The following is a 13,196-nucleotide window of genomic DNA, read 5'->3' on the forward strand; positions in this document are numbered from 1 at the left end:
AAAATAAAAAATGAGCAAGTATTGGATTTATTTTAAATATAGGTTAGTATTCTTTTTATTCCTTCTAATTCCTTTAAGCCCTATTCATGCACAAGGCAATATCAAAAAGAAAATAATGAAGTTGATTAGCTACAATGTTTACTGGGGAATGAAACAGGACTCAACTAAAGATAAATTCAAATTTGCTGAATGGATTCGTAAACAAGATCCGGATATTTTGGCCCTGCAGGAAATGAATGGATTTACTGCAGGAATTTATGAGTTTGCCCCTGAAGGAGCAAATCCAAAAAATTTAAGAAAATTAGCAGAAAGTTATGGTCACCCTTATTGTGTTATTGTCAGAGAACCTTCTACCGATGGCTCTGTAACTTTTCCGGTGGCTATAACTTCAAAATACCCGATTGTAAATGTTCATCGGGTATTAGATAATAATATTCATGGATATATAGAAGCTGAAATTGAAGGATTTCATTTTATAGTTACTCATTTTCACCCATTTTCATCTGAGAAAAGAGGTTATGAAGTGGATCAAATTTTAGCTACCATCCAATCCAAACCATCTAGTGATAAATGGTTGTTTATGGGGGATTTAAATTCAGTTTCTCCATTGGATAAAAGTGCATATAAAGATAATAAACTCAGAAATTTTATACGGGAAGACAGAAAGAAAAGACCGTATAATTTGAATTTGGGTAAAGACAACGAGTTAGATTATACTATCCAGCAAAAAATACTTGATTTTGGATTTATAGATGCACTTCGTTTATTCCATCCTGAATTTGAAGCGACCGCGCCAACTAAATTATTTTATGATCAATCTAAATCTCCGGTAAGATATGATTATCTCTATGTTAGCGGAAATATGAAAAATGATCTTATAAAATGTGATGTAATTAAAGATGAATTTACTGATCTCTATTCAGATCATTATCCGGTGGTGTTGAATTTTAATAATTAAATAAATAAAATGTAAATAAATGAAAAACTCTGTACTATTAAATGTTAAGTTGATAGTTTTCATGCTATTGACCGTATCAATTAACCCACAAGTTTATGGGCAAAATAAAAAATCAACGAAACAAGATAAGACGGTAATCTTATATGTGACTCGCCATGGTAAGACTATATTGAATACCATGGATAGAGTGCAAGGTTGGGCAGATACCCCTTTAACACCCGAAGGAGTGGAAGTGGCTAAGTTTCTAGGGGAAGGAATTAAAGATGTTAAATTTAAATCAGCTTATTCCAGTGACTTAGGAAGGGCCAGGCAAACAGCTCGTATAGTCTTAGATACTAAAGGTCAAGAAAAATTAGCAATAACAGAAGTACCTCAACTAAGGGAAACCAATTTTGGTAGCTACGAAGGTGATTTAAACTCGAAAATGTGGGGGGATGCGGCTCTCTATTTACACTATAAATCATCAAAAGAACTTTTTGCCGATATGGCAAAAAATCCTGAAATATTAAAAAGAGCCATGAACACATTTAAAACGTTAGAAACCTTAGGAATAGGAGAAAATTATGAAGATGTTAAAGCGAGAGGCCAGAAAGCCATTCGTGAAATAGCTGAAAAAGAGGCTTTATCAGGAGGAGGAAACATATTATTAGTCGCTCATGGAATGGCAATTAGCGTTTTTCTTTCAGATTTAGACAGTAGCGGTAAAAAAATAACAGGAACACATATGGGAAATGCAGCAGTTTCAAAGGTAATCTACAAAGACGGAAAGTTTACGATTGAATCTTTTGGAGATATGAGTTATGTGGAAAAAGGAAAAAAGGTATTAGGCAAATAAAAATAAATCAAGTAAGAAGTTAAAGAACAACTAAGATTTACTGCATTCTAAATAATTGAATAAGATGTTTTATACGCATTTACATAATAGTATAAATACTTTAATTTATTTGTAATATATGGTTTTCATGAAAAACTATCATTTAGTCGGCTTAAAAAATTTTTAGTGTTTGATACTGTTATAATTCATCAATTTCAAAGAACATAAAACTCTGTGTATATAAAAAAGAACAGAGCACGTAACCACTGAAATAAAATTTATAAAAGATGAGAAATAAAAATAGTATATATTCATTGTCAGTACTTTTATTACTGATTAGTACCAATGAAATATATAGTCAAAATCAAACGAAAAATGATACGATAAAAGTAGACATAGAACAGAAAAATGATAGGAATGTCATGTTAAATGCAGCAAATAGTACCGGTCCCAGAGATGTAAATATCGGTCTACCCGCTTCAGTAGGAGGTACTACTATTCTTGAGAATGGTCTTCCGGTAGTATTCCACTATTGGCCGGAACTACCTACTAAAGCATGGAGATCCGATGTTACGCTTAATCGTACGGGTTTGTTTGACTTAGGACAAACCTTTATCAATATTGGAGATGTAGGTTTTTCCTTAAATACGTTTGATAATCTAGGCACAGATAAGCTTCAAGGTATAGTTAATTTAGAATCCAATCATTTTGGATTAATGAGAGGAAGTGCAAATGTGAGCGGACCTATAAATACTAAGGGACTTAAATATTCAGCCGGTGCTTATCTGAGCTTTGACCCGGGAACTTTTAAACCATCAATTATAGATAAATATTATGCCGATAAAACTCAAATGTATAAAATGGCCTTAACTCAAGATTATAAATACAGAGGAGGAGAAGGCTCAGTTTCAGTATTATATAAATATGTTAATGTTAAAAATCTAACGTATAATTACAGCCCTTTTATGTATGGAAAAGATGGGGATGTAAGTGAAATATCGGGATTTAAAATTGGGCGGAAATCGTATCATGAAAGATCCGGAAAAATAACATTAATGGATGCTTTTACCGGAAATTTGGTAGAAAAAGATATATTAGACGATTTCGGAACAGAATCCCATACAGTTGATTTACTAGGTAATAACAAATTTGATAATGGATTTTATTTAAATTACATGGTTCGTTACCATTCATCCAAAGTGGGAATTTACATACCTATTATGGCAGGAGTTTCCGAAGCAAAACCGGGAGAGTATGTATATGCTGATACGGGAGAAGCTTATATGGGAAATAACGCACAAGGGGTATTAATATTAGCAACAAGAAAAACTCCTGTTAAATCTATAACCGGTACTGTTGAATTAGGTAAAAAGATAGGAAACCACGATTTGAAAGTTGGTTTAAACGAATGGCATTATAAAGTGGATAAATATGCTACAGAATCTGCTATGTATTTTCAAGAGGTGGCACCGAATCCAAGAAAATTAATTCAAGTAGGAGGTACGGCAAATGCCAATGGAGATTTTAATTTAAATCAAGGACTAGAATATCATAATGGGAATGAAAATAAATTAGCATTATATATATTAGATAAGTGGTTATTGGCCGATAAATTAGAATTAAATTTGGGTGGACGTATTGAGTATCAAGCATTACGGGGAGATTACCAGGACAGAAATTTAGGATTGCAAACATTAACAGGACCTAAAACTGATATAAATAAAGATTGGGTTAATCAATCCTACATGTTAAATGCAGTATATAAAATGACCACTAAATTTGGTTTACTAGGTGAGGTTAATTACAATGAACAAGCCGGACACCTAGAATATTATAACATTGGAGTTGATCCTAAAATCAAAAAATCTAAAATACCAACTGCAGGGTTTGGAGTATATTTCAATCATCCGTTAGCAAGTATAGTTTCTAAGGCAACCTATATCACTCGTAATGAATATCGTTCAACAGTAAATTTTTCCAATCCCAATAATCCGGGAGAAGTGAAAAGAGAAACTACAAATTATGATATTGAAACTATAGGATGGACTACAGATATCATATCAAAACCCATAAAAAACTTTGAATTACACTTTTTGATCACTTTACAAAGTCCAAAATATAAAAATTTTGTCGGAGAAGTTAAATTTAAAGACGGTGCAGCAGCTAAATATGATTTCACAGACAAATATGTAACGGGTATTTCTAAAGTTTTATTAGAGATTGATCCGAGTTATGTTTGGAAAGATTTAAGGATTTGGGCGAGTGCAAGATATTTTAGTAAACAATATGCCAATAGACCGAATACAATATATTTTGCAAGTCGTTGGGAAACTTTTGCCGGTTTACAATATGCTATTACCAAAAACTTAAGTTTCTCATCAACTGTGATAAATTTATTCAATCAAAGGGGAGCTAAAGGAGATATGGGGGATTCTGATTTGATCTTAACTTCCGAAGAAGCTAAAAAGAAGGAAGGAACTATTCTTTCAGGAACTTACATCCGTCCTTTTACAGTTGAGTTTGGTCTTAAATACTCTTTTTAACCTATAATAATAATTAAAAAATAATACTAAATATGACTAATAAAGAAAAAAATTACGCATTACCTATAGCAATGATGTTTGCCCTGTTTTTTATGATTTCATTTGTAACAGGCTTACAAAATCCGATGGGAATAATTGTCAAAAATCAATTTGGGGCATCCAACTTTATGTCTCAACTAGGTAATGCTGCAAACTTTATAGCCTATGCATTTATGGGTATTCCGGCGGGTATGCTGTTACAAAAAATAGGATATAAAAAAACAGCCTTAGTAGCCATTGTGGTTGGATTTTTAGGCGTTGGAATTCAATACTTATCCGGAGGAATGGAAAGTTTTGTTGCCTATTTAATCGGAGCTTTTGTTTCCGGTTTCTCTATGTGTATGTTAAATACCGTTGTAAATCCTATGTTAAATACGTTAGGAGGAGGTGGTAAAAAAGGGAATATTTTGCTACAATTAGGCGGTTCAATAAATTCAATGGGAGCAACTATTGTACCTGTGTTGGTAGGATATTTAATCGGAAATGCATCTCGAGCAACCATAAAAGAAGCGAATCCCGCTCTTTTCTTGGCTATGGGGATATTTGTCCTTGCCTTTATCGTGTTGTTGTTAGTAAATATACCGGAACCTTTTTTAGATAAAAAAGAAAAAATTGAAGGAAAATATAGCGCATTTTCATTTAGACATTTTTGTTTAGGAGTAGTAGCCATATTTATATATGTAGGTATTGAAGTAGGAATTCCCAATACCGCCAATTTATTTATGACTTCTGCACCAGACAAAGGAGGTTTAGGTATTGATACAACTGTGGCTGGAACGGTGGTAGGAACCTATTGGTTTTTAATGCTCATTGGTCGATTAATAGGAGCATCATTAGGAGCTCGAATTTCCAGTAAGGCTATGTTGGCCTTTACCTCACTTCTAGGTTTAATATTCATAATTTTAGCAATTATTAGTCCTATTTCTTCTACGGTAAGTATGCCAGTATTTAAATCGGATATATCTATAGGTTTTGCAGAATTACCTATTACCATCGTATTTTTTGTATTGTGTGGTTTGTGTACTTCCGTAATGTGGGGAGGTATATTTAATTTAGCGGTAGAAGGATTAGGAAAATACACATCAGCAGCATCCGGAATTTTTATGATGATGGTATGTGGAGGAGGAATTTTGCCCCTCATACAAAATTATTTTGCTGATTTATTTGGCTTTTTATCCAGTTATTGGTTAATTATCATAGAATTTGCTTATATCCTTTATTATGCATTAATCGGAAGTAAAAATGTAAATAAAGATATACCCGTCAACTAATCATATTTTTATATAAAGATCTATTCCCCTAACATTTTAGGGGAATTTTTTTATAGGTAAAACCGCATATTTAAACTACAGAAATTAAAAAACCTACGAACATTCCACTAAATACTAAAAGTAATTTTTGCCAATTTAAGGAATGCTTCTCATTACTTTCAAATATAATCACAGAAGAAATATGTAAAAAAATTCCGGCTACGATACCCAACAATTTAGGATAAATATGAGGATCTAAGAATGAACCAAAGAAAGCCCCAATAGGAGCTGAAACGGCAAACAAAACGAGAATAGAGAAAGAATATATCCTTTTAATAGGTAAAGAAAATAAAAAGGTAGATAAAACAATGGATTCCGAAACTTTATGGATGCTTAGCGCCCATAAGATATTTGAAGAATGCATGGAATGATCATGAGCACCATGATTATGTATATGATGAACTTCCAATGGAGTTCCTTCTAAAAATGAATGAATAAACAAACCCAGCATTACACTAATCGGAATAACGCTGTCCGCATGATGTTCTGAGCTGTGTAAGTGACCGTGTTCGATTCCCTTAGATAATCCTTCTAAGATTAATTGTATGGAAACCCCGATAATAATCCATACACCTGCATTTATTCCTCCATCTATATACAAGGAAGGAAACATGTCTAATACAGTTATTGCTAAAAGCAATCCCGCACTAAACATTAAAAGTTGTTTATTAAATTTTGAATTATTTTGGAAAAAATAAGCTATTCCTGCTCCGATGATTACAGCAGAAATTAATACGAAATAATCCATTTATTTTTCAAAAATTAAAATTAGACGGGGGGAATTTTTTTCATCAAATGGGAGAAGTTGATAATCACCGAATACATTTTTTAAAGTAAATCCTACTTTTTTGGCCAGACTTTCAAAATAATTCAGTTTAAAAGTTCTTACTCTTTCTTGAAAATGAAAATTTTTACCTTTATCTTGAAATTTAATATCTTTTATAATAAAACCATCTTCAATTTTCCTTTGCAGATGAAATAAAATACCGTCTACTTCTTTGTCCTCATGTTTAACAAGCGTATCCATTGCTAAGGAAACATTCATAAAATCCATCACAAATATTCCTTTACTTAACAATTGTTCAAAAACAGATTGAAAAACTTTTAAATTATCTTCATCATCACTAAAATAGCCAAAACTGGTAAATAAATTGAAAATGGCATTAAAATGGTTCGGGAAATTACTTCTTCTCATATCTGCAACAAAGAATTTAAGATGTTCATTTTCAAAACTCTTTGCATAAGCAATGCTTTCCGGTGCAAGGTCAACGCCGATAACATCGTATCCCAATTTATTTAAAAAAATACTATGCCTACCTTTACCACAAGCCAAATCTAAAATTTTACTTTCCTTACGTAAGGCAAGATATTTTAATAAATTTGTTATAAATCCTTGAGCTTCCTGATCATCACGATTTTTATATAATATATGATAATAAGGAGTATTAAACCATTCTGCAAACCAATCCATACCTCAAATTTAATACAATTTTTTTACCTATTAATAACATTATTCCTAGAATTAGTAAGATTTTTATTTATAATAGATAAGTCTTATTTTAACTTATTTTAATTTTAAAAACCAAAAGATCATTATAGTATATCTAGTATAAATTGTATTATAATTTAATTTAATAATTGAACCGGGAATATAAATTTATATGGCTTTGTGTTCAGGATACTCGAATTCATGAGTTTACAAAAACTTATTTGGAGTTATCATTTGATTTTTATTTTAATGGTTAGTATTTTTTACTTAGTATTTTTGTAAAGAAAATTAGTTTTTTATATAGTAGTCATCTGAAATATAGGTGGTTAATAAATTAAATAAAGGTATAATAAACTATTTTTTTAATTATTTATATTTCTATGAGCTAAAAGGGACTAATTTTTAATAAATATTGATTAACTTAAAGTAAATCAGCAAAAAAGAAGATAAAAATTAAGTTTAATTAAAATTTTTTTAGTATATTTGCGCCTCGATTTGGCGAAAGTAAGAAAATCGTAATAACATCAAGTATAACCACTTCCTAAGCATCAATTTCGCCTTTATCTTACATTGAAAAGCAAAGGAATACAATGTTTATAAAAATATGTCCGAAGAGACTAAAAATTTAGTAGAAGAGCAAGAAACTCTTAAAAATGCAAATGTTGCTCCTGAGCAATTTGACTGGGATTCATTTGAATCCGGATTAAATGCTGAGGATAGAAAAGAAAAGTCTGAGTTAGAAAAAATGTATGATACTTCTTTGAGAGAACTTGACGAAAATCAAGTTTTCAAAGGTAAAGTTGTTCGTATTACTGACAAAGAAGCAATCGTTGATATAAACTTTAAATCAGAAGGAGTTATCTCTTTGAATGAGTTCCGTTACAATCCAAATCTTAAAGTTGGAGATGAGGTTGAAGTTATGGTTGCTCAAAGAGAAGATAAAACCGGTCAATTACAACTTTCTCATAGAAAAGCAAGAATGCTTAAAGCATGGGATAGAGTTAATGAGCTTCATGAGACCGGCGAAATCGTTGAAGGTTATGTAAAATCAAGAACTAAAGGAGGAATGATTGTAGATGTATTTGGCATCGAAGCTTTCTTACCGGGTTCACAAATTGATGTAAAACCAATCCGCGATTACGATCAATACGTAGGAAAAACTATGGAATTTAAAATCGTTAAAATTAACCACGAATTTAAAAATGTAGTTGTTTCTCACAAAGCATTGATCGAAGCAGATATTGAAGATCAGAAAAAAGAAATTATCGGACAACTTGAAAAAGGTCAGGTATTAGAAGGAGTTGTTAAAAATATAACTTCTTACGGAGTATTTATTGATTTAGGGGGTGTGGACGGATTAATCCACATTACAGACCTATCTTGGAGCAGAATAAATCATCCATCTGAAGTAGTTCAATTAGATCAAAAAGTTAATGTGGTTATTCTTGATTTTGATGATCAAAAATCTAGAATCCAATTAGGAATGAAACAATTAGAACCACACCCTTGGGATGCATTAGATCCAAACTTACAAGTAGGAGATAAAATCAAAGGTAAAGTAGTTGTTTTAGCAGACTATGGAGCTTTTGTAGAAGTTGCACCGGGAGTAGAAGGATTAATACATGTTTCTGAAATGTCTTGGTCTACTCATTTAAGATCAGCTCAAGATTTTGTTAAAATCGGGGATGAAGTAGAATGTGTTATTCTTACCTTAGATAAAGAAGAAAGAAAAATGTCTTTAGGTATGAAACAATTAACTCCGGATCCATGGACTGATATAACAGCAAAATATCCAATTGGTTCTAAACACAAAGGAACAGTAAGAAACTTTACCAATTTTGGAGTATTTGTTGAATTAGAAGCAGGAGTAGACGGGTTAATTTACATTTCAGATCTATCTTGGACTAAGAAAATTAAACATCCTTCCGAATTCTGTTCAGTTGGTGACGTATTAGATGTAGTAGTTTTAGAATTAGATACTGATGCTAGAAGATTGAGCTTAGGTCACAAACAATTAACAGAAAACCCTTGGGAAAAATACGAAGTTAAATATGCTGAAGGAACTGTACACACAGGTAAAGTAGTTCAGCTGTTCGACAAAGGAGCTACTGTTCAATTTGAAGACGCTGAAGTAGAGGGTTTCTGTCCATCTAGATTATTAGAAAAAGAAGACGGTTCCAAAATTAAAAAAGGTGATGAAACTGAATTCAAAGTAATTGAATTTAATAAAGAATTCAAAAGAATTGTAGTTTCTCATACCGGAACTTTCCGTGAAGAAGAAAATAGAGAAGAAACTGAAAAACAAGTTAAATCACAAAATCAAACTGTTGAAAAATCTACTTTAGGTGATTTAGACGAATTACAAGAATTAAAAAGAAAAATGGAAGAAGGACAATAACCTTATAATATAAACATTTCCTAAAATAATTCATAAAGAACCGTATTTATTTACGGTTCTTTTTTTATTTAATATAACCAATATGTAAATTTGTTATTTAGATTAACTTATTGAATATAAATTTATTACCTATTATACCGCCTGTTTATATTTTATCTTTAAAAAAATAAACTTTATATCGGAAAAAATTTATATATAATTTTGTACAATATTTGTAATTATATAAAAATTAAGTTTAATGATAAAAATTTAAATATGAAGGTATCATTTTTTTCAACACAGCCCTATGATATAAAATTCTTTAATGAATGTAACAAAAATTTTAATTTTGATTTAGAATATTTTGAACCCAATTTGGATGAACATACAGTCAATATAATTGAAGAAGGAACCGATGCCATTTGCGTTTTTGTAAATGATAAATTAAACGAAGGGGTAATTAAAAAACTAAAAAAAAGAGGAATTAAATATATAGCATTAAGAAATGCAGGATTCAACAATGTAGATTTAGAAGCTGCTAAAAAATATGAAATAAAAGTATGCAGAGTTCCTGCATATTCTCCTCAAGCAGTAGCAGAGCATACCTTGGCGATGCTTTTAACCTTAAACAGAAAAACACATAAGGCATACAATAGAGTTAGAGAGCAAAATTTTTCCCTTAATGGATTACTGGGTACTAACATCTATAAAAAAACGGTGGGTGTTATAGGAACAGGTAATATTGGTAAAGTATTTTGTAAAACAATAAAAGCCTTAGGTACAAACGTTTTAGCTTACGATGTCTATCCCAATGAAGAACTAAAAAAAGAAGGATTTCAATACGTTACCTTAGAAGAATTACTAAAACAATCCGATATAATTTCTTTACATTGCCCTTTAACACCTGAAACACATCACATAATAAACAAACATACGATAAGCTTAATGAAAAACGGCGTGTATTTAATTAATACCAGTAGAGGAGGTCTAATTAATACACAAGATATTATTGACGGATTAAAATCTAAAAAAATTGGTGCATTAGGAATTGATGTTTATGAACAAGAAGATAAATTATTCTTTAGGGATTTATCTGAAACCATCATTGAAGATGACAAAATACAATTATTACTTTCGTTCCCTAACGTTTTAGTAACGGCGCATCAGGCATTTTTCACAGAAGAAGCATTAACACAGATAGCATTAGTAACATTAGATAACTTAAGACAATTAAGCAAAAATAACAGTATTGACAATAAAGCGGCAGAATTAGTATAGGTAGCGAAACTTTATTTTCATTTTTGAAAGCTTAAAAGAAAATAAAATCGAATTTCAACTTCATATAGGGTAAAAAATAAATTCTATATATATTATATTTCTTTATAAAATAAAATATATTTTAAGTATTTTTTTTAAAATTATAAATAATTTGATAAATGTTTGATATATAAATAAAAAAAAATTGATTTTATCAGGTGATTTTAGATAAATAAAATAAAATGTTATTTTTATTAATCAAATTTTATTTTAATAACTTATAATTCAAAAAAAGTACTTATTTTTACCGATGTGAAGATAAAATGAGAATCGATACTAAATTTTTTCAAAAAGAAGCATTTTTTGTAGCGCAGGAATTATTAGGGAAAAAAATCGTAAGAGCTTATGATTCCGGAGAAATAGTAAAATATACTATTACGGAAACAGAAGCATACGGAGGAGAAGAAGATTTAGCCTGTCATGCAAGTAAAGGTAGAACCAAAAGAACAGAGATTATGTACCATGAAGGAGGAAAAGTATATGTTTATCTGATATATGGAATATATTGGATGCTAAACTTTGTTACGGGTAAAAAGAACGAACCTCAAGCAGTATTAATAAGAGGCGTTGAGGAATGTTCCGGTCCGGGACGAGTTGGCAAATTATTACAGTTAAATAAAGATTTTTATGGAGAAGATTTAGCTTCTTCTAAAAAAATTTGGGTTGAAGATTCTCAAATTAAACCAAATTTTATTACCACCGTACGAGTAGGAATAGACTATGCAGGAGAAATTTGGAAGAATAAACTTTGGAGATTTATAATAACTAGAAACTAACAATACTTATGAAGATATTAACATCAACGCAAATAAAAGAATGTGCAAGTCAATTCATCGAAAGTGAAATGACAACATCCTTAGATTTAATGGAAAAATCAGCTTTAGCTTGTTTTGATTGGCTAAAAAGCAGATACTCGAACGAATATACCTATTACATTTTTTGTGGAAAAGGAAATAATGGAGGAGATGGTTTAGCTTTAGCTAGATTGTTGAATAATGAAAATTATAATGTTGAAGCTTTTATTATACAATCCTCTTCTGACTTTACAGAAGATACTCAGATCAATTTTGATAAATTTCCAAAATCAGTAGATTTTATTGAAGGAGACGATTTTGAAGTTAATGAAGAAAAAGCGATTATTATTGATGCTTTATTTGGTATAGGATTAAATAACAAATTGAAAGGAGAAGCTGAAAAAATAGTTTCAAAATTAAATGAAATCAATGCTATAAAAATTTCAATTGATATACCTTCAGGATTATTTACAGATTCACTTCCCGAAGAAAACCAAACGGTGTTTAGGGCAGATGAAACCTTGACTTTTGAATTTTATAAAAGATCTTTTTTACATCCTGAAGCAGCACAATATGCCGGTAAAATACATGTACTGGATATAGGTTTGGATAAAAAATTCATTGAAAATGAACAAACCGATAATTACCTTATAGAAAATGATTTTTTTGAAAAAAATTATAAAAGAAGAAGTCCGTTCAGTAATAAAGGAACTTTCGGAAAAGCCATTATAATAGGTGGGAGCTATGGAAGAATGGGATCTATTACCTTTTCTACATTGTCAGCCTTACGCGTGGGTACCGGATTAGTATTTACCGGAGCTCCGGAATACGGAAGTTTAGTACTTCAAACCGTTGCTCCCGAAGCTATGTTTTTCTCATGCGGAGATAAATACATAGAAGATATACAAATTCCATTTAAAAATTATACCATAGGTATAGGTCCGGGGCTAGGTACAGAGGTTTTAACAAAAATGGCATTTGAAAAAATGCTGCAAAATGAAAAAAATCCGATGGTTTTGGATGCTGACGCACTCAATATAATTTCAGAAAGCAAAGATTTATTAAATTTAGTTCCTAAAAATTCTATTATCACTCCACACCCTAAAGAATTTGAGCGATTGTTTGGTAAAACTAACTCTACTTTAGAGCAATGCGAACTTGCCAGGAAAAAAGCAAAAGAGCATGAAATTGTTATAGTCATTAAAGGACATAACACAGCAATTTTATTACCGGATGGTCTTTGTTATTACAATGCTACAGGTAATGCCGGAATGGCAAAAGGGGGAAGTGGAGACGTTTTAACAGGTATTATCGCCGGACTATTGGCACAAGGTTATGACTCGAAATTGGCAGCTATTTTAGGGGTTTACATTCATGGTAAAGCAGGGGATTATGCCTCAGAGAAATTTTCTCAAGAAGCTATGACAGCTCAAAGTATTATACAGTGTCTTTCCGATGTTTTCTTGGAATTAAATAAGTAAACACAAATAAACATAATTTTTTAGTAAACATTACCGGCATTACACTTAATACTTAGCGACATAAGAAATCTATT

Annotated in this window: 10 protein-coding genes; 8 read left to right on the forward strand and 2 right to left on the reverse strand. The window is 30.9% G+C overall.

The genetic code is table 11. The features are described from left to right. Positions 1–10 precede the first annotated feature (10 nt). From G8C41_RS02200 to G8C41_RS02215, 4 genes are all read left to right on the forward strand, one after another. Positions 11–958, forward strand: coding sequence for an endonuclease/exonuclease/phosphatase family protein (locus tag G8C41_RS02200; RefSeq protein ID WP_166005967.1), 948 nt, complete (start codon positions 11–13; stop codon positions 956–958). Positions 959–977: 19 nt separating this feature from the next. Then, complete coding sequence (locus tag G8C41_RS02205; protein WP_160566836.1) at positions 978–1,793, forward strand: histidine phosphatase family protein; 816 nt, start codon at positions 978–980, stop codon at positions 1,791–1,793. 266 nt (positions 1,794–2,059) lie between these two features. After that, on the forward strand, positions 2,060–4,315 hold the full coding sequence (locus G8C41_RS02210) for a TonB-dependent receptor (protein ID WP_221411313.1): 2,256 nt from the start codon (positions 2,060–2,062) through the stop codon (positions 4,313–4,315). A gap of 32 nt (positions 4,316–4,347) precedes the next feature. Continuing rightward, positions 4,348–5,625 carry an MFS transporter gene (locus G8C41_RS02215; RefSeq protein WP_166004261.1) on the forward strand — a complete coding sequence of 426 codons (1,278 nt, stop codon included), beginning with the start codon at positions 4,348–4,350 and terminating at the stop codon, positions 5,623–5,625. Positions 5,626–5,695: 70 nt separating this feature from the next. Here the strand turns inward: G8C41_RS02215 and G8C41_RS02220 are convergent, their stop codons facing one another. After that, positions 5,696–6,412 (reverse strand): ZIP family metal transporter, encoded by a 717-nt coding sequence (locus G8C41_RS02220; RefSeq protein WP_166005968.1) that lies wholly within the window; start codon positions 6,410–6,412, stop codon positions 5,696–5,698. Beyond that, positions 6,413–7,135 carry a class I SAM-dependent methyltransferase gene (locus G8C41_RS02225; RefSeq protein WP_166005969.1) on the reverse strand — a complete coding sequence of 241 codons (723 nt, stop codon included), beginning with the start codon at positions 7,133–7,135 and terminating at the stop codon, positions 6,413–6,415. A 622-nt stretch (positions 7,136–7,757) separates the two neighbouring features. Here G8C41_RS02225 and rpsA point away from each other — a divergent pair. The 4 genes from rpsA (at position 7,758) to G8C41_RS02245 (ending at position 13,122) form a co-directional block, all read left to right on the forward strand. Next, a complete protein-coding gene (gene rpsA / locus G8C41_RS02230) occupies positions 7,758–9,551 on the forward strand; it encodes a 30S ribosomal protein S1 (RefSeq protein WP_105297958.1) in 1,794 nt (597 codons plus the stop codon). A 255-nt stretch (positions 9,552–9,806) separates the two neighbouring features. Beyond that, on the forward strand, positions 9,807–10,808 hold the full coding sequence (locus G8C41_RS02235) for a 2-hydroxyacid dehydrogenase (RefSeq protein WP_105297957.1): 1,002 nt from the start codon (positions 9,807–9,809) through the stop codon (positions 10,806–10,808). A 302-nt stretch (positions 10,809–11,110) separates the two neighbouring features. Then, complete coding sequence (locus tag G8C41_RS02240) at positions 11,111–11,623, forward strand: DNA-3-methyladenine glycosylase (RefSeq protein ID WP_166005970.1); 513 nt, start codon at positions 11,111–11,113, stop codon at positions 11,621–11,623. A gap of 8 nt (positions 11,624–11,631) precedes the next feature. Continuing rightward, positions 11,632–13,122: an NAD(P)H-hydrate dehydratase gene (locus G8C41_RS02245; protein WP_166005971.1), complete on the forward strand. Its 1,491-nt coding sequence runs from the start codon at positions 11,632–11,634 to the stop codon at positions 13,120–13,122. Positions 13,123–13,196 lie beyond the last annotated feature (74 nt).

This window comes from Apibacter sp. B3706 (genome assembly GCF_011082725.1).
GTDB lineage: Bacteria > Bacteroidota > Bacteroidia > Flavobacteriales > Weeksellaceae > Apibacter.

What these genes read in the sequence shown, in the direction of transcription:
- G8C41_RS02200 (WP_166005967.1), top strand. Translation starts at nt 11, where the DNA reads ATGAGCAAGTATTGGATTTATTTTAAATATAGGTTAGTATTCTTTTTA.
- G8C41_RS02205 (WP_160566836.1), top strand. Translation starts at nt 978, where the DNA reads ATGAAAAACTCTGTACTATTAAATGTTAAGTTGATAGTTTTCATGCTA.
- G8C41_RS02210 (WP_221411313.1), top strand. Translation starts at nt 2,060, where the DNA reads ATGAGAAATAAAAATAGTATATATTCATTGTCAGTACTTTTATTACTG.
- G8C41_RS02215 (WP_166004261.1), top strand. Translation starts at nt 4,348, where the DNA reads ATGACTAATAAAGAAAAAAATTACGCATTACCTATAGCAATGATGTTT.
- G8C41_RS02220 (WP_166005968.1), bottom strand. Translation starts at nt 6,412, where the DNA reads ATGGATTATTTCGTATTAATTTCTGCTGTAATCATCGGAGCAGGAATA.
- G8C41_RS02225 (WP_166005969.1), bottom strand. Translation starts at nt 7,135, where the DNA reads ATGGATTGGTTTGCAGAATGGTTTAATACTCCTTATTATCATATATTA.
- rpsA (WP_105297958.1), top strand. Translation starts at nt 7,758, where the DNA reads ATGTCCGAAGAGACTAAAAATTTAGTAGAAGAGCAAGAAACTCTTAAA.
- G8C41_RS02235 (WP_105297957.1), top strand. Translation starts at nt 9,807, where the DNA reads ATGAAGGTATCATTTTTTTCAACACAGCCCTATGATATAAAATTCTTT.
- G8C41_RS02240 (WP_166005970.1), top strand. Translation starts at nt 11,111, where the DNA reads ATGAGAATCGATACTAAATTTTTTCAAAAAGAAGCATTTTTTGTAGCG.
- G8C41_RS02245 (WP_166005971.1), top strand. Translation starts at nt 11,632, where the DNA reads ATGAAGATATTAACATCAACGCAAATAAAAGAATGTGCAAGTCAATTC.